Annotated in this window: 16 protein-coding genes and 1 pseudogene; 10 read left to right on the top strand and 7 right to left on the bottom strand. The window is 70.5% G+C overall.

Going from position 1 to position 22237, the window contains the following annotated elements:
* Positions 1 to 11: 11 nt before the first annotated feature.
* The 5 genes from ACYVIO_RS03600 to ACYVIO_RS03580 are packed head-to-tail and all read left to right on the top strand — an operon-like array spanning position 12 to position 9817.
* The gene (locus ACYVIO_RS03600) at positions 12 to 2225 is read left to right on the top strand and encodes a hypothetical protein (protein ID WP_460649185.1); all 2214 of its coding nucleotides are present in this window, start codon (positions 12 to 14) and stop codon (positions 2223 to 2225) included.
* Between the two features lie 3 nt (positions 2226 to 2228).
* Entirely contained in the window at positions 2229 to 4490 is a 2262-nt protein-coding gene (gene purL, locus ACYVIO_RS03595) for a phosphoribosylformylglycinamidine synthase subunit PurL (RefSeq protein WP_460649184.1), read from the top strand.
* 51 nt (positions 4491 to 4541) lie between these two features.
* Positions 4542 to 5231, top strand: a complete 690-nt coding sequence (locus ACYVIO_RS03590; protein ID WP_460649183.1) for a tyrosine-protein phosphatase — start codon at positions 4542 to 4544, stop codon at positions 5229 to 5231.
* Between the two features lie 41 nt (positions 5232 to 5272).
* Positions 5273 to 9247, top strand: a complete 3975-nt coding sequence (locus ACYVIO_RS03585) for a hypothetical protein (RefSeq protein WP_460649182.1) — start codon at positions 5273 to 5275, stop codon at positions 9245 to 9247.
* 45 nt (positions 9248 to 9292) lie between these two features.
* Positions 9293 to 9817, top strand: a complete 525-nt coding sequence (locus ACYVIO_RS03580) for a DUF1707 SHOCT-like domain-containing protein (protein WP_460649181.1) — start codon at positions 9293 to 9295, stop codon at positions 9815 to 9817.
* Between the two features lie 33 nt (positions 9818 to 9850).
* On the opposite strand, the gene ACYVIO_RS03575 is transcribed toward ACYVIO_RS03580, so the two are convergent.
* Positions 9851 to 10804, bottom strand: a complete 954-nt coding sequence (locus ACYVIO_RS03575; RefSeq protein ID WP_460649180.1) for a hypothetical protein — start codon at positions 10802 to 10804, stop codon at positions 9851 to 9853.
* The gene (locus ACYVIO_RS03570; protein WP_460649179.1) at positions 10791 to 11345 is read right to left on the bottom strand and encodes an RNA polymerase sigma factor; all 555 of its coding nucleotides are present in this window, start codon (positions 11343 to 11345) and stop codon (positions 10791 to 10793) included. The genes ACYVIO_RS03575 and ACYVIO_RS03570 overlap by 14 nt, the downstream gene beginning before the upstream one ends.
* 168 nt (positions 11346 to 11513) lie before the next feature.
* Between ACYVIO_RS03570 and ACYVIO_RS03565 the strand changes: the two genes are divergently transcribed.
* The 4 genes from ACYVIO_RS03565 to ACYVIO_RS03550 are packed head-to-tail and all read left to right on the top strand — an operon-like array spanning position 11514 to position 15728.
* Positions 11514 to 13817 (top strand): beta-L-arabinofuranosidase domain-containing protein, encoded by a 2304-nt coding sequence (locus ACYVIO_RS03565; protein ID WP_460649178.1) that lies wholly within the window; start codon positions 11514 to 11516, stop codon positions 13815 to 13817.
* Positions 13818 to 13836: 19 nt separating this feature from the next.
* Complete coding sequence (locus tag ACYVIO_RS03560) at positions 13837 to 14460, top strand: helix-turn-helix domain-containing protein (protein WP_460649177.1); 624 nt, start codon at positions 13837 to 13839, stop codon at positions 14458 to 14460.
* 60 nt (positions 14461 to 14520) lie between these two features.
* Positions 14521 to 15054: a GNAT family N-acetyltransferase gene (locus tag ACYVIO_RS03555; RefSeq protein ID WP_460649176.1), complete on the top strand. Its 534-nt coding sequence runs from the start codon at positions 14521 to 14523 to the stop codon at positions 15052 to 15054.
* A 17-nt stretch (positions 15055 to 15071) separates the two neighbouring features.
* Complete coding sequence (locus tag ACYVIO_RS03550) at positions 15072 to 15728, top strand: cupin domain-containing protein (RefSeq protein ID WP_460649175.1); 657 nt, start codon at positions 15072 to 15074, stop codon at positions 15726 to 15728.
* Here the strand turns inward: ACYVIO_RS03550 and ACYVIO_RS03545 are convergent.
* The 5 genes and pseudogenes from ACYVIO_RS03545 to ACYVIO_RS03525 form a co-directional block, all read right to left on the bottom strand.
* Positions 15713 to 17623, bottom strand: coding sequence for an HPr family phosphocarrier protein (locus ACYVIO_RS03545; RefSeq protein ID WP_460652057.1), 1911 nt, complete (start codon positions 17621 to 17623; stop codon positions 15713 to 15715). The genes ACYVIO_RS03550 and ACYVIO_RS03545 overlap by 16 nt on opposite strands.
* 54 nt (positions 17624 to 17677) lie before the next feature.
* Positions 17678 to 18088 (bottom strand): annotated as a pseudogene (gene dhaM, locus ACYVIO_RS03540) (dihydroxyacetone kinase phosphoryl donor subunit DhaM); the annotation flags it as partial.
* 72 nt (positions 18089 to 18160) lie between these two features.
* The gene (gene dhaL, locus ACYVIO_RS03535; RefSeq protein WP_460652056.1) at positions 18161 to 18781 is read right to left on the bottom strand and encodes a dihydroxyacetone kinase subunit DhaL; all 621 of its coding nucleotides are present in this window, start codon (positions 18779 to 18781) and stop codon (positions 18161 to 18163) included.
* Positions 18782 to 18783: 2 nt separating this feature from the next.
* Positions 18784 to 19788, bottom strand: coding sequence for a dihydroxyacetone kinase subunit DhaK (gene dhaK, locus ACYVIO_RS03530; RefSeq protein ID WP_460649174.1), 1005 nt, complete (start codon positions 19786 to 19788; stop codon positions 18784 to 18786).
* Between the two features lie 203 nt (positions 19789 to 19991).
* A complete protein-coding gene (locus ACYVIO_RS03525; RefSeq protein ID WP_460649173.1) occupies positions 19992 to 20549 on the bottom strand; it encodes an RNA polymerase sigma factor in 558 nt (185 codons plus the stop codon).
* A 106-nt stretch (positions 20550 to 20655) separates the two neighbouring features.
* Here ACYVIO_RS03525 and ACYVIO_RS03520 point away from each other — a divergent pair, with 106 nt between their 5' ends.
* A complete protein-coding gene (locus ACYVIO_RS03520; RefSeq protein ID WP_460649172.1) occupies positions 20656 to 22161 on the top strand; it encodes a serine/threonine-protein kinase in 1506 nt (501 codons plus the stop codon).
* Positions 22162 to 22237 lie beyond the last annotated feature (76 nt).

Below are 22237 nucleotides of genomic sequence, written 5' to 3'. Positions count from 1 at the left end.
ACCGTCCGGGGATGCGCCGGCTGCTGGCCCGCACCCTCATCCCGATCGCCGTCCTCGCAGGCGCCGCTTCCGCCCTGCCCGCGGCCGCCGGTGCCGCGGTCGCCCAGCCCGCGGCGGCCCTGCCTGCGGCCGCCGGGTCCGCGGTCGCCCAGTCCGCGGCGGTCCTGCCTGCGGCCGCCGGGTCCGCGGTCGCCGCGCCCGCCGGAGGCGATGGCGCTCCGGCCGCCCTTCCCCCCTCCTCCGCGATTCCCGCGCCGCAGACGCGGGAATCGCGGCTGGCGAAGGTCGTGGTGATCGGCGTACCGGGGTTGTCCTGGTTCGACGTGCAGAACTCGCCGGAGTTGAGTGCTCTGGTCGGGCAGTCGAACGTCGGGTCGATCACCGTGAAGACCGCGGGTCCGCACACCTGTCCGGTGGACGGCTGGCTCACGCTCGGCGCCGGGTCGCGCGCTTGGGGCAGTGTGGCCGACCAGCCGTGCGGCAACCTGCCGGCTGTTGTCGACGGCAAGGTCCAGGACTGGCAGACGTACGTCGACCGCCAGGCCGAGCACCACACCGGGGCACCGCTCGGTCGCCTGGCCGAGAGCCGCGAGAGGGTCTGTGGTTTCGGCCCGGGCGCCGCGGTCGCCCTGGCGAGGACCGACGGCACGGTCACCAACTGGCAGCCCACCTTCAACGCTGCCAAGCTCGCGAGCAGCTCCTGCGGTGACGCGATCGTCGACGCCGGCGCGATGCCGATCCGCGAAGGCCGCAAGGAGTTCCGGGCGAAGGTCGCCGACCTGGTCGTCCAGGCCCGCGCGGCCGGCGGCTGGGTGATCCTGGCCGGCATCAGCCAGGAGATCGAGTGGGCACACCAGGAGACGCTCCCGGTGCTGCAGCTGCCGCCGGACGACGGCACGCGCTGGCTGACCAGCGACTCGACCCGCCGCCCCGGCCTGATCCAGCTGACCGACCTGACCGCGACGATCCTGCGCGGCGAGGCCAAACCGATCGACCCGGCCGGTGAGGAGAAGCCCGGACCGCTCGACGGCAACGAGATCCGCGTCGACGGGGACGTCCACACCGACACCGCCGCGGTGATCGAAGAGCGGATGGACACCAACGAGCGCTTCGACCAGCCCCGCCCGATGCTGGTCGCGGTCTCGATGACGATCCTCGCCGCCGAACTGATCGCGCTCGGCTGGTTCTGGTTCAGCCGCAGCAAGCGTTCCCGCAGCGCGTTCTCCTTCATGCTGCTGACCCAGGGCGGCTTCTTCATCGCGGTCTTCCTGTCGACCGTGACCGTCTGGTGGCGCTGGCCGTCGCCCGGTCTTTCCCTGTACGCCGTGGTCCTCGCGATCAGCGCCGGTTTCGCGGCTGCCGCCAAGCTCCTGCTCGGCAAGTACGCGTACGTCGGGATCGCGCTTGCGGCGTACCTGATCCTGCTGGTCGACGGCGTCCTCGGCACACCGCTCCAGTTCGGCAGCATGTTCGCCGACGGCCCGGTGATCGGCGGCCGGTTCTACGGCTTCGGCAACTCGACGTTCGCGACGCTGGCCGTCGCCGCGCTGGTCGTCGCCGGTGTGGTCGCGCAGAAGCTGATCGACCGCAGCCGCGTCCAGGCCGCGCTCGCCGTCCTGGCGATCGGCGGCGCCGCGATCGTCGTCGACGGCAAGCCCGGCTGGGGCACCGACTTCGGCGGCATCATCGCGCTGACGCCGGCCGTCCTGCTGATGGCCTGGCTGACCTGGCGTGGCGGAATCACGCTGCGCGCTCTGATCGGCATCGGCGTGGCCGGCGTACTGGCAGTGTCCGGCGTCGCATTCCTGGACTACCTGCGGCCCGAGGACGAGCGCAGCCACTTCGGTGCCTTCGTGGCCCGGCTGCTCGACGGCGACGTGGCCGATGTCCTGATCCGCAAGCTGGAGATGGCCGTCGCGTTCTTCTCCGGCCCGGCCGGCTGGGCGATGCTCGTCGCGGTGATCCTCGCGATGCTGGCGACCGTTCTGCCCGACCGCGTGCCCTCGGCGTCGTACCGGGAGTTCTACCCCAGCCGGACGATGATCCGGCCCACCCTGCTCGCGCTGTCGACCTGCGGTCTGGTCGGCATGCTGCTGAACGACGCGGGCGTCGCCCTGCCCGCGATCATGACCGGCTTCGCCGTCCCGCTGCTGGTGGCCCACCTGGTCGCCTCGCCGAAGCCAGCTACCGTTTCTCCCGAGTCCCACCTAGTTCAGGAGCACTAAATCGTGTCGACCGACACCGTCAGCAACGCGACCAGTACGCCGGACGTCGAGCAGCCGTGGGCGGAGCTCGGCCTCAAGTCGGACGAGTACCAGCGGATCCGGGACATCCTCGACCGGCGGCCGACCAGCTGCGAGCTGGCGATGTACTCGGTGATGTGGAGCGAGCACTGCTCGTACAAGTCCTCGAAGGTGCACCTGAAGAAGTTCGGTGACATCCCGCAGGAGACGCCGGCGGGCAAGATGCTCGCGGGCATCGGCGAGAACGCCGGCGTGATCGACATCGGTGAGGGCTACGCGGTCACCTTCAAGGTCGAGTCGCACAACCACCCGTCGTACGTCGAGCCGTACCAGGGCGCGGCGACCGGGGTCGGCGGCATCGTCCGCGACATCCTGGCGATGGGCGCCCGCCCGGTCGCGGTGATGGACCCGCTGCGCTTCGGTCCGCTGGACGCGCCGGACACCAAGCGCGTGCTGCCCGGGATCGTGTCCGGCGTCGGTGGCTACGGCAACAGCCTCGGCCTGCCGAACATCGGCGGCGAGGTCGTCTTCGACTCGACGTACCTCGGCAACCCGCTGGTCAACGCGCTCTGCGTCGGCGTCATGAAGCACGAGGACCTGCACCTGGCCAACGCGACCGGCGTCGGCAACCAGATCATCCTGTACGGCGCCAAGACCGGCGGCGACGGGATCGGCGGTGTCTCGGTGCTCGCGTCGGAGACCTTCGCCGACGGCGGCCCGACCAAGCGCCCCGCGGTCCAGGTCGGTGACCCGTTCATGGAGAAGCTGCTGATCGAGTGCACGCTCGAGCTGTTCGCGGCCCGGATCGTCGAGGGCATCCAGGACCTCGGCGGCGCGGGCCTGTCCTGCGCGACGTCGGAGCTGGCCAGCGCCGGCGACGGTGGCATGCACGTCTCGCTCGACAAGGTGCCGCTGCGCGACGCTTCGCTTGCTCCGGAAGAGATTCTGATGAGCGAGTCGCAGGAGCGGATGATGGCGGTCGTCACGCCGGCCAACGTCGAGCAGTTCCTGAAGATCTGCGAGAAGTGGGACGTCCAGGCCGACGTGATCGGTGAGGTCACCGACACCGGGCTGCTGCAGATCGACTGGCACGGCGAGCGCGTGGTCGACGTACCGCCGCGCACCGTCGCGCACGACGGCCCGGTCTACGAGCGGCCGTTCGCCCGCCCCGACTGGCAGGACGACCTGCAGGCCGACGGCGCCGAGAAGTTGCCGCGGGCAACCACCGGTGAGGAGCTGCGGGACACGCTGCTGCGGCTGATCGCCTCGCCCAACCTGTGCGACAAGTCGTGGGTCACGGACCAGTACGACCGGTACGTGCTGGGCAACTCGGTGCTCGCGCAGCCCGAGGACAGCGGCATGATCCGGGTCGACGAGACCAGCGGGCTGGGCGTTGCGGTCTCCACCGACTGCAACGGCCGCTTCGCCAAGCTCGACCCGTACACCGGCGCGAAGCTGGCGCTGGCCGAGTCGTACCGCAACGTTGCCACCACCGGCGCCCGTCCGGCCGCGGTGACCGACTGCCTGAACTTCGGCTCCCCCGAGGACCCGGGCGTGATGTGGCAGTTCTCCGAGGCCATCCGCGGCCTGGTCGACGGCTGCATCGAGCTGGGCATCCCGGTCACCGGCGGCAACGTGTCGTTCTACAACCAGACCGGCGAGACCCCGATCCTGCCGACGCCGGTCGTCGGCGTACTGGGTGTCATCGACGACGTCACCCGCCGTACGCCGATCGGCTTCACCGCGGAGATGGAGGGCCACCAGCTCTACCTGCTCGGCGAGACCGAGGAGGAGCTGTCCGGCTCCGAGTGGGCGCACGTCGTCCACGGTCACCTCGGCGGGCGCCCGCCGGCCGTCGACCTGGCGGTCGAGCAGCAGCTGGCCGACATCCTGATCAACGCGTCGCGCGACGGCCTGATCGACGCCGCCCACGACGTCAGCGACGGCGGCGTCGCGCAGACCCTCGTCGAGTCGGCCATTCGCGGCGGCACGGGCGCGCGGGTCTGGGCGCCGGACGGTCTCGACCCGTTCCTGTTCTTGTTCGCCGAGTCGGCGGGCCGCGCGGTCGTTGCCGTTCCGCGGACGGAGGAGGTCCGGTTCACCGACATGTGCACCGCGCGCCGCTTCCCGCACGCCAAGATCGGCGTCATCACCGGCGACACGTTGGACGTTCAGGACCAGTTCGAGGTCTCCCTGACCGACCTGCACGCCACCTGGTCGGCCACCCTCCCGGCCGCACTGGGCTGACCGGTCGGGGCCGGACCGACCGTGGTCCGGCCCCCCGGTAGCCTCCGCCACATGCGCGAACTCGAGTGGGACGGCGCCCTCAACGCCCGAGACCTGGGCGGCCTCCCGGCCACCGGCGGCACGATCCAGTACGGCCGCGTCTACCGCTCGGCCCACCCCGACGCCCTGACCGACCAGGGCCGCGACGCCCTGCTCGCAGCCGGGATCAACACGGTCATCGACCTCCGCAACGCCGACGAACGCCTCGGCGTACAGGTCATCGACGGCGTCACGATCCACCACCAGCCCGTCGAGGACCAGTCCGACGAGTCCTTCATGACCGAGTGGGGCGAACGCCTCAACAGCCCGGCGTACTACAACGCCGTCCTGCACCGCTGGCCCGGCATGATCACCGCCGTCTTCGCCCGCCTCGCCGACGCCCCACCCGGCGGCACCCTCATCCACTGCCGAGCCGGCTGCGACCGCACCGGCATGATCGTCTCGATGCTCCTGGCCCTGGCCGGTACGCCGGTCGCCGACATCCTCGACGACTACGAGCTGGCCCTCCGCACCTACGCCTCCGAGTCCGACGACCGCCCCCTCCCGGACCAGACTCTCGACCAGCACTGCGCCCAAGCCTGCGCCGAGCTGGTCGGCTTCCTCGGCTCGGTCGATGTGGCCGCCTTCCTGACGTCGACCGGTCTCACCTTCGAGCAGCTGGCGCGGATCCGGCAGCGGCTGGTCGCGGCGGACTTCGGCTAGTCTGCTCGTCGGCGGTGACCGTACGCGTTCGGGGAGGCGGCTTGTTGCGTCGAGGACGCCGGGGCTGGCGCTGGGCGACCCGCGTCGCCGCTGTCCTGGTGATCGCCGGTCTCGCGCTCTACCTGTACTCCGTCGGCCTGGAGACCGCTGACAAGCTCGCCAGCGCTCTCGGCCTGCTCGTCGCGCTGTCCGCGCTGCTGGTGTCGGTGCTGTCCCGCCCTCGCCCTGACGAAACCCCGGTGCCCAAGCAACGGATCCGGGCAGCAACGGAGTTCAGCTACCTCGAGTACGTCCGTCAGATCACGCCGGTCGAGCTGCGCGGCCGGGAGACCGAGCTCGACCAGCTGCGGGCCTTCTGCACCGGCGACGGCTTCTACTGGCGTTGGACCGCCGGTCCGTGGTCCGGCAAGTCGGCGTTGCTCGCCTGGTTCGTCCTCCACCCGCCCCCAGGCACCGAGGTCGTCTCGTTCTTCGTCAACGGGCGCTTCAACCCGCACCACAACCGCGACGCGTTCATCGACGCTCTCACCGAGCAGCTTCTCGAGCTGCTCGACCGCCCGGCGGACCCCGAAGCGTCGGAGCTGAGCCGGGTCGCCCGGTTGCACAGCCTGATCGCGGAGGCGGCGTCGAGCTGCCGCTTCCGTGGTGAGCAGCTCGTACTCGTCGTCGACGGCCTGGACGAGGACCGGCTGCTCACCCCGGACCAGGAGCTCTTCAGCATCGCGGCCCTGCTGCCGGACAAGCCGCTCCCAGGGCTGAAGGTCGTCGTCGCCGGGCGGTCCGACCCGCCACTGCCGGTCGACGTTCCGGACCGGCACCCACTGCGCGACCCGGCCGTCGTCCACGAGCTGAGCCCGTCGGTCCACGCGCGGGCGAGCGAGCAGGCCGCCACGCACGAGCTCCGCACCCTGCTCCGGGACCCGCTCGCGCAGGACGTGCTCGGCCTGATCACGGCGGCCGGCGGTGGTCTGAGCGAGCACGACCTGTCCGAGCTGACCGAGCGCTCGCCGTACGACGTCCAAGCGCTCCTGACCGGCTCGTCCGGACGCACGTTCGGCCGCCAGCCGGCGGCCTGGCGCCGCGAGTCGACTCCCGACATCTACGGCTTCGCGCACGAGGAGCTCCGGATCGCCACCACGGGATCGCTGGGGCCGGCCGTCCTGCGCGCGAGCTCGGACCGGCTCGACCAGTGGGCCGAGCGCTACCGCGCAGCGGGCTGGCCCGACCACACCCCCGAGTACCTCCTCCGGGGGTACCTCGGCAAGCTCCTCGAAGCCGGCGACCTTCCGGCAGCGGTGGCCCTGGCCGTCGACAGCGCCCGGCACGACCTGATGCTGGCGCGCGTCGGTGTGCACCACGCGGCCCTCCTGGAGATCAGGAGCGTTGCCGCCGCGCTGACGGCCCAGGAGACCGTCGACCTCGCGTCCGTCGCGCTGCTCGCCTTTCACCGCAACGAGATCGAGCAGCACACCAGCAACGTCCCGACCGAGCTGCCCGGGTTGTGGGCGCGGATGGGCGACTTCGACAAGGCGGAGAGCCTGGCGGACAGCATCACCTACCGCTGGAGCAGGGAGTCGGCTCGGACCGAGCTCCTGGACATCGCGGCCGAGCAGGGGGACGTCGCCCGGTTGGAGTCAGCGGCCGAGCAGGCTGAGTCGAAGACCGTTCGAGACCATGCCGTCCAGCTACTGCGAACGCTGCGTGCGACCGACGTACCGCCTGACGCTGTGAGCGGCACTGACACAGCCGCTGCGCAGGGCCCCGCCGACCAGAACCCGCTGTCGAGAGTCCGCGCCCTGGCCGAACGCGCGGACCGGGCCGGCGACCTCGAAGGCCGTGAGCTGGCTCAGCAGGCCGTGGCGCTGGCTGAGACGGTGGAGGTCGCCGAGCGGCCGCGTGCGTTCATCGCCGTCCTTCGGTCCTCGGTGGTGCAAGCCGACCCGGCGTGGACCGGCGATCTGCTGGCTCGGGCGGCCCAGGCTGCCCTGCAGATCACGAGCCCGCCCGACCGCGTCTGGGCGCTGACGGAAGTCTCCCGCCAGGCGCGCCGATCCGGCACGGCGGAGCACGTCGCCCGGCTGTACGCCGCGATCGACGCCGAGATCGCATTGATGCGGGGCCGGCGGACGCGGCGGGCGGCGGTCGAGGAGTTCGCCGAACAGCTGGGGTACTGGGGTGAGCCGGATCGCGCGCACGAGCTGCTCGCGCGCGAGAGCAGCCTGTACGACGAGGAACACGTCGGTGTGCGACTGACGTCGGTGCGCGTCTGGCTCGCGGCCGGTGACCTTCGGCGGGCCGATGAGGTTGCCGCCCAGATCACCGATCTCGGGCAGCGATCACGGGCACGGTTGCGGGTGGTTCGCACGTACTGCGAGGCCGGGCAGTTGCCGGCGGCCCTCGCGACGTACAGCTTGATTCCGGAGCCGTCCTTCAGATTGTCCCTGATGCCGACGCTGGTGACGGCCGCGATCGCGGCCGGCAGCCCGGACCAGGCGGCCGAGCTGCTGGCTGAAGGGGAGCTGGTCGGCGCGGAGGTCGTGTCCGTGTCGATGTGGGCCCTGGCCGGGAGCCGGAACGATCTCTGCCGCCTCGCGGGCTCGGCGCTCGACCTCGGGAACCGTCCGCAGGCCGTCCGGCTGGCCGAGCTTGCTGTTGCTCCAGGCAATAGTTTCGACTTCCAGGACGTGGTCTCGAGCGGCTTGGCCGAACTGGCGCGCAGGCTGGTCGCGATCGAGGCGCTCGACCGTGCCGAGCGGGTCAACGCAAGGATCAGCAGTGCTTTCCAGCGCGTTGTCACGCGTTTCGTCCGGACCGGGGATGCTGATGACGACCGGCCGATCGCGGTCCGCCGACGAGACGCCGCCGCGCTCGGTCCGGCGCTCGATCCGCTGGTGGCGCGCGCCGAAGCGGGGCACCCGCAGGAGGCAGCGGCCGCGGCGTGGGAGGTGTGCGCCAGTTCGCAGCCGGTGTTCGGCACCGCGGCCGACCGGCCGATGGTCGCGGCACTGGCCGCGATCGGAGCAGCCGGCGGCTGGCCGGAACTGCTGCGCCTGGTCGACCGGTCCGCGGGCTTCGTCGTCGGCCCGACGGTGATCGCGCGGCTGACCGAGGCCACGATCCGTGGCGGCGACGAAGCCGGCGCGGCGGTCTTGTCCGGCTGGCTGGAGGAGCGGGCACCGGAGATGCTGCGGGCCGTCGTAGCGGCGGTTCGGACCGAAACCGATCCGGCCGCCGGCACCGCGCTGCTCGACGAACTGGTCCGCGACATTCGTGGGATCGAGAGCGGCTTTCGCCGCGATCTCTCGCTGCGGCGGATGCAGGAGACGCTGCTGTTCGCCGGCGCGTACGACCAGGCCGAACGGCTGCTGTCCGCGTTCGACGACGAGCTCGAGCGGTCGGACGCCCTCGGCGTCGTGGCAGCGGCGGAAGCGATCGCGGGCCTGGACGAGCGCTGGGAGAACCTGGTGGCCTCGGGCGATCCCGATCGCTGTGAGCAGCATCGTCGCGCGGTCGCGACGGCGGTCGCGGAGGCCGGTGACCACCGGCGCGCGGTGGCGATCCTCCGCGGCAGCGACGATCCCTTCCTGGGGCCGGCGTACTTGGCGACCGTGCGCTCCGCGGTGGACAACGGCGACCTGGACTTCGCGGAGGAGATGCTGACGGAGCCTGAGCACATCGGCGTCACGGCGCGCGACCTGAGCACGTTGGCCGCCGTCCAGGGGTGGTGCGCGCTGGCGAAGGCCGGGGAGGCGGCGGGAGATCACCGGGCCCAGGCCTGGGCTCGCAGCGCTGAGGAGCTCGTGGAGGGCCCGGCGGGGGAGGACGAACGGCTCAAGGGTCGGTTGGCGCTGGCCGAGATCGCTCCGCCGGCGCAGGCGAGGGTGTTGCTGGCCCGTGCCTTCGGGGTGGGGAACTGGTGGGCGCCGCTCGACCTGGTGAGTCGGCACGACCCGCGGGCACTCGCCTGTCTCGCCGATGCGTTGATCGAGCGGCTTCCGGAGATCGAGCTCGGCTGACCACCGGTCTGGCACACTCGTAAGGACGCTAGTGGGGAGTGTGGGATGGCTGACAGAGAGTGGGAGCGGCGGCCGGACCTGCCCCGGGGGAAGCCGGGTGCTGGGCAGTTGGGGAACTTGGCGGGGATGGCGGCTGCTGCTGGGCAGGAGGCTCGGGTGGTGGCGGCTCGGCGGCGGATGGCTTCGGTGCGGTTGACCGATGAGGAGCGCCGAGTTTGTTTCGACGAGCTGGCGGAGCAGTTCGCGATCGGGCGGCTGGACGAGGACGAGCTGCATCGGCGGGTCGACCTGGTGCAGGAGGCGGTGACGCACGGGGATCTGCTGGTGGTCTTCGGCGGGCTGCCGGCGCCGGCGTTCTACTCGCCGCCGGTGAAGAAGCCGGGACGGTGGCGGTGGGCCGCGTTCGTTGGTGCGGTGTGGCTGGCGTTGCCGTTCTTCCTGACGGGGTTGGTGTTTCTGGTGTTCGGCCGGGAGATCGCTGCGGCGATCTTCGGGCTGCCGGCGATCGCTTGGGTGCTGGTGACCTGGCGGTGGGCTTCGGCGCCGAAACGGCGGGACCGCCGCCGCTGACCCGGTAGCTGGGTCAAGCGGCGGCGAGTGGGCCTACTTGGCTTCGGCGACGTCCAGTTGGACTTCACCGGCGATGTACGACGTGGCGTCGTGCACGTACCAGCTGTCCGGCGGGGTGTCGATCGGGCCGGTCTCCGGGCGGGTGCCGGCGGCGTGGTAGCTCTCGATGGTCAGGCCGTGGGCGGCGAGCACCGGCTTGGCCTGGGCGATCGTCAGGCCGCGGAACTTCACACCGGCCAGAACCTCGCCGGGGTCGTCGATGTTGCTGCTGAAGTGGTAGTACATCTCACCCTTCTTCGCGGCCCGGCCGAAGTCGATCTCGGCCCAGCCGTCCAGGTCCTTCGGCACCTCGACGCCGTCCTGGCAGCCGGGGTCGGAGGCGTTCAGGGTGCCGTTGCACTTCTCACCCGGCGCGAGCAGGTTGATCCCGACCCCGCCGTTCACGGGCACCGCGTAGCTGGTGAACTTGCCGACGCCCGGCGGGCTCACCGGGACCGTCTTCACCTTCACCTTCAGGCCCATCGCCTTGAACTCGGCGTTGTAGCGCTTCGGGTCGGCGTTCGGGTCGACCACGCGGACGATCACCGAGTTCCCGGTGTCGGTGAACGACAGCGCCCGCGGCTGGTCCTGCCCAGGGCTCCGTACGACGGTCCCCGCGACGATGCCGACGATCAGCAGGCTGAACGCACCGGCGAGAGCGAGCCGCGGCCGGGCCGACCCGGCGCCGAAGCCGAAGCGGGTGCGGCTCGGCGGACGGCCTCCGCCGCTCGCGCCGACGCTCGGCGTACCGCCTTCGCCGCTCGCGCCGGCGGCGACGGGCTCCGCCGCGGTTGCTCCGGCCGCCGCCGCGTTCGAGGCGTGCGTCCCCGCTTCGGCGGAGGTGGCGACGATGTCGTCGGCGAGGCGGGCCCAGGTGTCGGCCCCGACGGAGGTGCTGGTGCTGGGCTTGAGTGCGCGGACGGCCGCGTCGGCGTCAGATGTCTTCATGGGAAACCTCTCCTCTCACCGTGGCCGGTGCGGTGGTGGTGAGCAGCTTGGCGAAACGTTTGCGGGCCCGGTGCAGGCGAATCCGGACCGCGTTGCGGGAGCAGCGGAGCACGGTCGCGATCTGCGCGGTGTCCAGGTCCTCCCAGGCGACCAGCGTGAGCAGTTCGCGATCAGGCTCGGGCAGGGCGCGGAAGGCCCGTGCCGTGGCCGAGTCCCCGTCGACGGGCTCCGGACCAGGGGTGGCCGTGTCGACCAGTTCGTCGCGCAGCCGGTCGGCCAGCGCGTTGCGCCTGCCCTCACCGCGCCGGTGGTTGGCCAGGACGCGCCGGGCGACGCCGTACAGCCAGGGCTTGGTCTGGTCCCCGCCGGGCACCTCGTCGAGGCGGCGCCACGCCACCACGAACGTGTCGGCCAGCAGATCGGCAGCGTCGTGGCTGGAGCCGGTACGGCGTTGCAGGTAGCCGAGCACCGCCTCCCGATGGGCGCCGAACACCTCCTCGAACCGCTCCCGGCGCCCGCTGTCGCCCGGCGGGTCGTGCACGGCTGCCTCGCTCACTGGCCCGGGGCGGGGCCTGATCGGTGTCTGCGTCATGCCCCGTACATGTCCAGCACCTTTCGGACCATTTCACCGCACGGAGGTGTCAGCGGGTGATCACCTGGGGTAGGACTGGGGTGTCTCACGTTGTCATCCCGGCGAAAGGCTCGCGCGATGCCCGTCCTTCCCCCTGCCACCCGCGGCGGCCACTACGTGCCGAACCGGGAGCCGCTGCAGCCGGTGCCGTTCCAGAAGCTCCCGCCGGGCGCGATCGAGCCACGCGGCTGGCTCGCGCAGCAGCTGGATCTCCAGGTCAAGGGCCTCTGCGGCCGGTACGACGAGGTCTCCGACTTCCTGGTCTACGAGACCAACGGCTGGGTCGATCCCGCGCAGGGTGCCTGGGAGGAGCTGCCGTACTGGCTGCGTGGCTTCGGCGACCTCGGCTACGTCACCGGTGACACCGGCGTACTGACCCGGACCGAGCGCTGGATCAACGGGATCCTCGGGACTCAGGCGGCCGACGGCTGGTTCGGCCCAGAGCGGCTGCGGACCTCGCTCGAGGGCGGCCCGGACTTCTGGCCGGGGATGCCGCTGCTCGGTGCACTGCGGTCCTGGTTCGAGTTCACCGGCGACGAGCGGGTGATCCCGTTCATGAGCCGGTACCTGGCGTTCCAGAACACGCAGCCTGCGGAGGTGTTCAACCGTTCGTGGGGCGCGTTCCGCTGGGGCGACAACATCGACAGCGCGTACTGGCTCTACAACCGGACCGGCGACGCCTGGCTGCTCGAGCTGGTGCACAAGATGCACGCCGGGTCGGCCGACTACGTGAGCGGCATCCCGAACTGGCACAACGTCAACCTCGCGCAGGGGTTCCGCGAGCCGCTGCAGTACGGGCTGCTGGCAACGGATCCGGCGTATGCCGACGCGACGTACCGGAACTACGCGACGATCATGGAGCTCTACGGGCAGTTCCCCGGCGGTGGGTTCGCGGGGGACGAGAACTCGCGGCCCGGGTTCGGCGATCCGCGGCAGGGGTTCGAGACGTGCGGGATCGCGGAGCTGATGCACAGCTTCGAGATGCTGACCCGCTTCACCGGGGACACGGTCTGGACGGATCGGTGCGAGAAGCTCGCGTTCAACTCGCTGCCGGCGTCGTACGACCCGCTGCAGCAGGTCATGCACTACATCACCTGCGCGAACAGCGTGCAGCTCGATGACCGGGTCAAGCACGGGCAGTTCGAGAATCCCTTTGCGATGCAGGCCTTCAAGTACGGCGTACACCAGTACCGGTGCTGCCCGCACAACTACGGCATGGCCTGGCCGTACTACGCGCAGGAGCTGTGGCTGGCCACAACCGACAACGGGCTGGCGGCGTCGATGTTTGCCGCGAGCAAGGTGACGGCGAAGGTCGGCGACGGGACGGTGGTGACTGTTGTCCAGGACACCGACTATCCGTTCGGTGAGACCGTTACGCTGACCGTGCATACTGCTGACCCGGTCGAGTTTCCCTTGTACGTAAGGATTCCCGGCTGGGCCGAAGGGTCCGAGGTCAACGGAGTAAGGGCTGAGGGCAACTGCGTCAAGCTGGACCAGACCTGGAGCGACGGCGACAAGGTGACGTTGACGTTGCCGATGCGGGTCAGCACGCGGGTCTGGGCGGACAACCACAACTCCGTCACGGTCGATCGTGGACCGCTGACGTACTCGCTCGCGATCGCTGAACGGTACGAACGGATCGGCGGCACCGACGAGTGGCCGGAGCTCGCGGTCTACCCCGAGTCGCCGTGGAACTACGGGCTCCCGGTCGACCCGACGTTCGAGCTCGTACGGCGGGAGGCCGGTCAGGATCCGTTCACGCAGGACGGCGTACCGATCGCGCTGACGACGACCGCGCAACGGATCCCGCAGTGGGAGACCGACACCGAGGACGTCGTCGGCCTGCTGCAGCCGAGCCCGGCCGCGACGACGGAACCGGTCGAGCAGATCGCGCTGATCCCGATGGGTGCCGCGCGGCTGCGGGTGACGTCGTTCCCGCAGATCGATGCCGAGGGCAAGGAATGGGTCTACCGGACCCGGATCACCGCGTCGCACGTCAACAACGGCGACTCGTTGGAGGCGCCGCACGACGGGCGCCTTCCGGCGTCGTCCGCCGACACCACCATCCCGCGCTTCACCTGGTGGGACCGGCGGGGGACCACCGAGTGGATCCAGTACGACCTGCGGACGCCGCGCGACCTGTCGGCCATCGAGGCGTACTGGTACGACGACACCGCCACCGGTCAATGCCGGATCCCCACCTCCTGGCGAGCCCTGTGGTTGGACGGCGACACCTGGCGCCCGATCGAAGCGACGTACGAGATCGCCCCCGACCGCCTCAACACCGCGACGTTCCCACCGATCCACGCCCAAGTCGTCCGCATCGAGGCAACCCTCCAGCCGACCTTCTCAGCAGGCATGCTTCACCTAGCCATCACGTGATCCGTCCTGGGGGGGACGCATGAGCGAGGACATCCGTACGCCGCAACTCCTGCGGCTGCTGGCCCGTGAGCCGCGGACCCGCGAGGACCTGGCGCGGCGGACCGGTGTGCCTGAGGGCGAGCTCGGTGAGCTGCTCGACGGGCTGGTCCGGCGGGGTCTGGTCGAGGAGCGCGGCGGGGAGCACCAGCTGACAGCGGCCGGGGTCGCGCGCTCGCGGTGGAACGACCAGCTGCTTCTCGGAGGGCCGATCGACCCGAGCATCCATCTGCACGCTGCCGACGAACGCCGTACGCGGGAACACCGCCAGGAACGAGTCCGCCGGCGCCAGGAGGCCCTGCAGCTGCGCCTGCGCCTGTCCAGTTTCGTCCCGAAAGACCCCTGGCGAGGCCCTCGCGAGGCCCACCGGCGCCGCGTCGCCAAGCTGCACGGTTCACAGCTGGAACCTCTCAAAGTCGTCCCCGCTGAGCCCGGCACAGCGCGGTGGTGGATCCACGTCGTTCTCCAAGGGGCTGCCGCCGTGGTCCTGCTCGACGCAGCGCTGATCCTCCTCCTGCTCGGCCACCAGTCGCTCGCGTTGGTCCCCGCCACCGCCGGCGCCATCTTCACCGCCGGCGCGATCCGAGCCCACCGCGGCGTCCACTGAGAGGTGCACACTGAGGGGCTCGCGTGGTTCGCCCCCGGCGGCCTGAAATAGCCTGGCCCCGTGACCCCTGTTCTGCGGCTGGCTGTGCCGGCGGATGCTCCTGCGATCGCGGAGTTGATGCGGGCTTCCACGGTCGAGTTGTTCCCGGCGTACTACGACGAGCGGCAGACGGCGAGTGCGGCGGTGCACATCGCCGTGCTGGACCTGGCGTTGATCGAGGACGGCACGTACTACGTCCACGAGGCCGCGGGTGAGGTCGTCGCGTGTGGCGGATGGAGCCGGCGCAACAAGCTCTACAACGGGACCGACGCCGGTGCGGACGCGCGGCTGCTCGACCCGGCGACCGAGCCGGCGCGGATCCGGGCGATGTTCGTCCGCGGCGACTGGACCCGCCGGGGGCTCGGTCGCGCGATCCTGACCGCCTGTGTGGATGCCGCGAGGGCGGAGGGGTTCACGAGGCTCGCGCTGATGGCGACTCTGCCCGGCGTACCGCTGTACAAGTCCTTCGGCTTCACCGAGCTCGGTGCGGAGGAGCTGACCATGCCTGACGGCGTCGTCCTGGGCGGCGTCGCGATGGAACGATCCGTCGACTGATCGGAGAACCCACCACCATGACCGCTGGAACCACGGCGAAAGCCCCCGACGGCACCGAGGTCGTGCTCGGCGAGATCGGCACCCGGGTGCTGCTGGAGAACCCCCGGGTCCGGGTCTGGGAGGTCGCGCTCGACCCGGGCGAGGCGCAGGGCTGGCACCTGCACCACAACCCGTACGTCGTGCTCTGCCTGTCCACCTCGCCTTGCCACATGGACTGGCTCGACGGCAGCCCGGCCCGGCAGCTGAGCGAGACAGTCGGCGGTTCGGTCTACCGGCCGGTGTCGCCGGTGCACATGCTCACCAACCACGGCGACGCGGCGTACCGCAACCGCCTGATCGAGGTGCTCGATCTGGGTGAGGAGACCTCTGGTACGCCGTACGACGTACCAGCAGGTGTTGCCGTGGACAGTAGCTTCGCCGAGGTCGGCGAGGTCCCGGCGAAGGTCGTGGTGGACGAGGACGATGTACGGGTCCAGCACGTCACGCCGGACGCCGGGGAGTCCTACACCTGGCAGACCGGCGCCTACCCGGCGCTGGTGGTCGACCTGGACCTGGCGACCGAGCCGCTGACCGGTCTGGTCTACCTGGAGCCGGGGGAGTCGTACACGCTCCCTGCCAAGCCCACCAGGACCTCCGGCTACAACCTGGTTGAGCTGCGCTACTTCAGCCGCTGACGGACGGCCGCTGCGCTGTCCAGGGTCAGTGCGGTCGCCGCAGCCATCGCTGCGTCGACCGCGCTGATCTGACGGAGCTTCGCCTTCACCAGCGCGACCTGCGGCCCAACCGCACTGAGCTCCTGTACGCCGAGGCCGACCAGAAGCGTCGCAGCGAGCGGATCGCTGGCCAGGTCTCCGCAGACCGCGACGTGCACGCCTAGCGGGACCTGGCGCACCACGCGGTCGATCAGCCGCAGTACGGCGGGATCGAGGCCGTCGGCAAGCGATGCGACGGCCGTGTTCGTCCGGTCGGCCGCTGTCGTGTACTGCGTCAGGTCGTTGGTGCCGATGCTCACGAAGTCGAGCCCCACGGCCAGCGTCTCGATCCGCAGCGCGGCCGCCGGGACCTCGACCATGATGCCGACCTTCAGCCCATTCGGCCGCGGGCCAAGCTGCTGCAACGCCCAGGCGACCTCCTCGGCGGTCGTCACCATGGGGAACATCACCTGCACCGGAGTCTCAGCCGCAACCTCACGGATCGCTTCGAGCTGTGTCTTGAGCAGCTCGTGCCGCCCGGGCGTCTCGGGCCGCGTCGGTTGCTCGGCCCGTTCCGGCCCGGCGTGCCGGAAGGTGCGGATTCCACGGTCGCCGAGGAACGGGTTCGCCTCGGCTGCCTGCGGGAGGAAGCGCAGCGGTTTGTCGCCGCCGACGTCCCAGGTGCGGATCGTGATCGGCTTGCCGTTCAGTGCGGCGGCGATCTCCCGGTACGCCGCCGCCTGCTCAGCCGCGGTCGGCGCGGTCCGCCGGTCGCCGAACAGCACTTCGGTCCGCACGAGGCCCGACCCGTCGGCACCGCGTGCGTCCCGGGCGTCCTGCACGGATCCGACGTTCACCATCACGGGGATCGTGCGCCCGTCGATCGTCGTCGCCGGCTCGTCGACCGCGCTGAGGGCGGCATCGCGCTCGTCCTCGCGCTCTCTGATGGTCACCTCGAAGGCCTGCCGATCGGGCTCGACCACAAACGACCTGGTGCGCGCATCGAAGCCGACCATCACACCATCGGCGACCACAACATCCCCGATCCCTGTGATCAAAGGGATCCCGCGCGACCGCGCAACGATCACCCCGTGCCCGGTCGTCCCAGCAGCCCGTACGGCGATGCCCGCCACGGACGCATCGACCACAGCCGCGGTCGCCGCGTCCAACTCAGAGACGACAAGAATGCTGCCGGGCGCAGGCTCCGCAGCCTCTGCGGCACCGGTCAGCGCACGCAGTACTCGGTCCCGCACGCTCCGCACGTCCTGAGCGCGCTCGCGCTGATAGGCGTCGTCGAGCCCGTCGAAGCTCGCGGCCAGCTCGTCCAGCGCCTGCTTCCAGGCGGTCGCCGCGTTGGTGCTTCCAGCAACTACTTGCAGTACGGCGGGATCGCGAAGCAGGGCAGCCTGCGCGCCGAAGATGCCGGCCTGGTCGGCAGGTGCCTTGTCCTTCAGGACACTCAGCTGTTGCTCCGCCCGGTGCAGAGCCTGTTCGAGCCTGTCGCGCTCGTTGTCGCCGGAGACGTAGCCACTGAGGTCGACCTCGGCGTCGATCACCGCCGCGGGTCCGACCGCGACGTCCAGCCCGGAACCACTTGTTCCTTGGACCACTTCAGTGCTCGGCGGTACGTCGTCGAAGTCGCGGTCGGCGAGCGCCTGGATCGCCTCCAGAGCCTCGGCCGCCTGTGGGCCGCCGGCTGCGAACTCCAGGCGGTGGTTCTGCTGCGCGTTCAAGGTCGCGACCCGGCTGAGGCTGCCGGCATCGACCGGACCCCGATCGGTTTCCAGATCGCGGACCGTCACCTGAGCGTCGAACTGGCCGACCACACCGACCAGCTTCGCCGCCGGGCGCGCGTGCAGCCCGTGCTCGATGCGCAGGACAACTTCCAGTGTGAGCTGACCGGCGGGGACCTCTGCAGATTCTTCAGGTGCAGGCTCGCCCAGGTGATCCTGTTTGCCGGCCAACCCTCGACCAGCTTCAGCGGCAACCGCGTCCAACGACGCTCCGGTCGATGCCGTGACAACCGCAGCCACCAATCCCTCGACCAGCGGCGCACTCGACAACTTCACCCGCTCAGCTGTCTCCGGATCAACGAACTCCAACGCCATTTCAGCACTGAGAACCGCGCTGCCGAGGTCGAGCAGCACCAGTACGCCGTCCGGCCCGTCCACCGTACCGATCGCCTCCGCGACCGCCGCGGCATCCGTGCCGAAGGTAGTCTCGTCCAGCCCGGCCGCCACCGCGATCACCGGACGGTTGTCAGCAGCAACCATCTCCGACGCCAGCCCGACAGCCGCGTCGGCCAAGGCGCGGCTGTGCGAGACCACAACGATCCCGATCAAGCCACCCTCACCTCACCCCGGAGTGGGAGCCGATGCCCACGCCCCTCACCACCCACGAGTGCCAGGTGTGGTTCATCCGAGTGTGCGTGCGGCCGACTCCAGCAGCAGCGTGGTGCTGGTGGCGCCTGGGTCCTGGTGGCCGACGCTGCGTTCACCCAGGTAGCTTGCGCGGCCCTTCCGGGCGACCAGCGGCACCGTCTCGTCGCGGCCCTTGGCCGCCGCCTCCGCGGCAGCGACCAGCGCGCCGCGCAGGTCCGAGCCGCCGGCAACAGCTTCGTCGTACGCCGACAGCGCCGGCGCCCACGCGTCGTACATGGTCTTGTCGCCGACCTCGGCCTTGCCGCGGGCAAGGATTCCGCCGACGCCGGCCTTCAAGGCCTCACCGACCGTGGCCGGCGACACCTCGACGCCGGCCAGCGCCGTACCGAAGCGCAGGAAGAACGTTCCGTACAGCGGTCCGCTCGCGCCGCCGACCTTGCTGACCAGCGTCATCCCGGCCTTCTTCAGTAGCTCGTCGACCGAGTCGAAGGTGGTCTCGTCGAGCACCGCGACGACTGCGGAGAAGCCGCGGTCCATGTTGCTGCCGTGGTCCGCGTCGCCGATCGCCGAGTCGAGCTCGGTCAGGTACGCCGCGTTGTCGTGCAGCGTTCCCGCGAGGTCCCGTAGCCAGTTCGTGAATTCATCGACACCCATGCTCACGCGCCCCAGCGTAGGCCGGGGGTGTTCACGGGGGCGTCCCAGAGCCGTACCAGCTCGTCGTCCACCTTGAGCAGCGTGACCGAGCAGCCGGCCATCTCCAGCGAGGTGATGTAGTTGCCGACCAGCGAGCGGGCGACGGTGATCCCGGCTGCGTCGAGCAGCTGACGGACCTCGTTGTACATCACGTACAGCTCGATCAGCGGTGTCCCGCCCATACCGTTGACGAAGGCAATCACCGAGTCGCCCTGCTGGTACGGGAGATCCTGCAGCACCGGGTCGACCAGCAGCGCGGCGACGTCCTTGGCGGGGGCCAGCGGCAACCGCTTCCGGCCGGGCTCGCCGTGGATGCCGATGCCGACCTCCATCTCGTTCTCGGCCAGCTCGAACGTCGGCTTGCCCGCGGCCGGGACAGTGCACGAGGTGAGCGCCATGCCCATGCTGCGGCCCTGGGCGTTGACCTTCTTGGCCAGGTCGGCGACCTCCTGCAGCGGGCGGCCCTCCTCGGCGGCCGCGCCGACGATCTTCTCCAGCAGGACGGTCACGCCGACACCACGGCGGCCGGCGGTGTAGAGGCTGTCCTGTACGGCGACGTCGTCGTCGGTGACCACGGACAGGACCTCGGTACCGGCTTCGGCAGCGGCCAGTTCGGCGGCCATCTCGAAGTTCATCACGTCGCCGGTGTAGTTCTTCACGATGTGCAGGACGCCGGCGCCGCCGTCGACCTCCTTGGTCGCGGCCATCATCTGGTCCGGCACCGGGGAGGTGAACACCTCACCCGCGCAGGCCGCGTCCAGCATGCCCAGCCCGACGAACCCGCCGTGCATCGGCTCGTGCCCCGACCCACCACCGGAGATCAGTCCGACCTTCCCGCTGCGCGGTGCGTCCTTGCGGTAGACGATCCGGTTCTCGTGGTCGACCCGGACATGGTCGGGATGCGCGAGAGCAATCCCGCGCAACGCTTCACTCACAACATCGGCAGGGTCGTTGATGAGCTTCTTCATGGACCCATCTGAGCACACACCTGCCTACTCGTGGGAGGGCCTGGCTGGTGCTTCGGGGTTGAACGTTAAAAGCTGGATGTGCACGCGTGGTTCCAGGTCGTGAGCCTCTGAGGGCGACCCTGGACAGGGTTGATCACCTGAGCGCGCGCTGGTACTTGCTGTGGTGAATGTGGTGGTGGTGCTCTTTTGGGCAGACCTTGGGGCTAGTCCTTGGGACGCAGGAGGGGGCGGACGACCTCGCGGGCGTCGTGGATGCGGGACTTGACGGTGCCCAGGGGAGCGCCGACCTCGGCCGCGATCTCCTCGTACGACAGGCCGTAGACGTCGCGCAGGACCAGCGGCGTGACCATCTGGGGGCGGGACTTCTCCAGCGTCTCCAGGGCCTCGAGGAGGTCCAGGCGGGTGCCGGCGATCACGCTCGTGGTGCGCGGGTCCGGGCGGTCCATCGTCTCCGGGTTGTGCGCGGCCTGCGCGGTCCGCTTCAGCTTGCGGTACGTCGAGCGGGCCGAGTTCGCCGCGACCGAGTGCACCCAGGTGGAGAAGCTGCTGCGCCCCGAGTAGGTGTTGATCTTGGTGGCGATGTTGAGCAGCGCCTCCTGGGCGGCGTCCTCGGCGTCCGCGGAGTACGGCAGCACGCTGCGGCAGATCCGCAGGACCCGCGGATGGACCAGCCGGAGCAGGTCGTCCATCGCGTTCTTGTCGCCGCCCTGGGCCCGTTCGGCCAGGATCCCGAGATCGTCGGTCGGACTGGTATCGCTCATCAGCGCCTTGTCTGTTCGATTCCGCCAGGTGGTGTCCCGGAGGTTGTCAACAGGGTTGTCAACGCGGCCGGGACCAGGGAACTCCCAGTGATCCATAATGCCTTGTATGGGGGTCCCATCCAGACTAGGCCGGTACGTCGTGCGCCGACGCCTGGGCTCAGGCGGTTTCGCGACGGTGTGGCTGGCTCACGACGAGCAGCTGGACGCCGAGGTCGCGGTCAAGGTGCTGGCCGAGAACTGGGCCCACGACGACGCCGTGCGGCGGCGGTTCCTCGAGGAGGGGCGCTTCCTGCGCCGGGTCGAGTCCGAGCACGTCGTCCAGGTGCACGACGTCGGTGAGCTGGAGGACGGGCGGCCGTTCCTGGTGCTGACGTACGCCGACCGCGGGACGCTCGCGGACCGGCTGAAGAAGGCGCCGCTGGCGCCGGCGGACGCTGTCGGGGTCGTCGTACAGGTTGGGCGCGGGCTGCAGGCGCTGCATCGGCGCGGGCTGCTGCACCGTGACGTGAAGCCCGCCAACGTGCTGTTCCGCAGTACGGACGAGGGCGAGCGGGCGGTGCTCTCGGACCTCGGCCTGGGCAAGTCGCTGGACGAGGTCTCACGGATCACGATGCCGGGCGGTACGCCGTCGTACGTCGCGCCCGAGCAGGCGATGGGCGAGCGGCTCGACGAGCGGGCTGATCAGTACTCGCTGGGTGCGGTCGCGTACGCCGCGTTGACGGGTCGGTCGCCGCACCAGGTCGACGGGCTGGGGGCGGCCGGGCGGGTCAATGCGCCGGCGCCGCCGAGCAGCCTCGGGTTCGACGTACCGGACAAGATCGACGACGCGATCGTGCGCGCGCTGGATCCTGATCGGGCGAACCGCTGGCCGGATGTCGCGAGCTTCACGCGAGAGCTGGTCGGGGCGCTGGACGAGACGACGCACGGGTTCGTGCCGCCGTCGGTCTCCGGGATGGCGACGGAGACGATCTCGGTGAGCTGGGCGGGGGTGGACGCTGCGACCGAGCGGCCGCCGTCGGAGGCGCCGACGGAGCTGCGGTCGCCCGGGCAGGTCGTTGACGACCCCGAGCCGACCGCGCTGAGCGACGAGAACGCGCCGACATTGCTGAAGCCGGAGCAGCTTGCGGCGCAGGGGACACCTGAGTCCGCGCCGGTACTTGAAGACAAGGCGTCGGCGACCGGGGCGGCGACGGCCGGGGCGGTGGCGGGCGGGACCGGGTCCGTGGCGGGCGGGAGTGCGGCTTCCGCCGGGTCGGGCGGGACCGGGTCCGTGGCGGGCGGGAGCGCGGCTTCCGCCGGGTCGGCGGGGATCTTGCCGGTGGCTTCGATCGGGGCAACGGATGAGCAAGTAGTTGCTTCCGACAAGACCGGCACCTCGCGCAAGGAGCGGAAGGCTGCCAAGGCCGCCGAGAAAGCGCGAGCCGCGGAAGCCGCCAAGGAAGCCAAGGCGGCGGCCAGAGCTGCCAAGCCCCCGCGGCGTAAGGGCCGCTGGATGGCCGCCGCGGTGGTCGCGTTGCTGGTCGGTGGCGCTGCCGGGTTCAGTTATCAGCGGTACGTCGAGCCGCGCACGATGGGCGAGCTGAGCGGGCAGAGCACCGTCCAACGCAACTGATTCGTAAACTTTGGTGTCAGGGGGATTTCACTGTGTGCGCCCGGACGCCTACTCTGCTGCGGCCCCCATGTTCCAC

It is taken from the genome of Kribbella endophytica, assembly GCF_054781295.1.
Note: the sequence above shows the minus strand (reverse complement) of the source record. Positions and strands in the feature narration are given on the sequence as shown.

Bases quoted from the DNA above. Each gene is read 5' to 3' on its own strand.
- ACYVIO_RS03565 (WP_460649178.1), top strand. From the start codon at position 11,514: ATGCCCGTCCTTCCCCCTGCCACCCGCGGCGGCCACTACGTGCCGAAC.
- ACYVIO_RS03550 (WP_460649175.1), top strand. From the start codon at position 15,072: ATGACCGCTGGAACCACGGCGAAAGCCCCCGACGGCACCGAGGTCGTG.
- ACYVIO_RS03590 (WP_460649183.1), top strand. From the start codon at position 4,542: ATGCGCGAACTCGAGTGGGACGGCGCCCTCAACGCCCGAGACCTGGGC.
- ACYVIO_RS03520 (WP_460649172.1), top strand. From the start codon at position 20,656: ATGGGGGTCCCATCCAGACTAGGCCGGTACGTCGTGCGCCGACGCCTG.
- ACYVIO_RS03580 (WP_460649181.1), top strand. From the start codon at position 9,293: ATGGCTGACAGAGAGTGGGAGCGGCGGCCGGACCTGCCCCGGGGGAAG.
- ACYVIO_RS03600 (WP_460649185.1), top strand. From the start codon at position 12: ATGCGCCGGCTGCTGGCCCGCACCCTCATCCCGATCGCCGTCCTCGCA.
- ACYVIO_RS03575 (WP_460649180.1), bottom strand. From the start codon at position 10,804: ATGAAGACATCTGACGCCGACGCGGCCGTCCGCGCACTCAAGCCCAGC.
- dhaL (WP_460652056.1), bottom strand. From the start codon at position 18,781: ATGGGTGTCGATGAATTCACGAACTGGCTACGGGACCTCGCGGGAACG.
- dhaK (WP_460649174.1), bottom strand. From the start codon at position 19,788: ATGAAGAAGCTCATCAACGACCCTGCCGATGTTGTGAGTGAAGCGTTG.
- ACYVIO_RS03525 (WP_460649173.1), bottom strand. From the start codon at position 20,549: ATGAGCGATACCAGTCCGACCGACGATCTCGGGATCCTGGCCGAACGG.
- ACYVIO_RS03560 (WP_460649177.1), top strand. From the start codon at position 13,837: ATGAGCGAGGACATCCGTACGCCGCAACTCCTGCGGCTGCTGGCCCGT.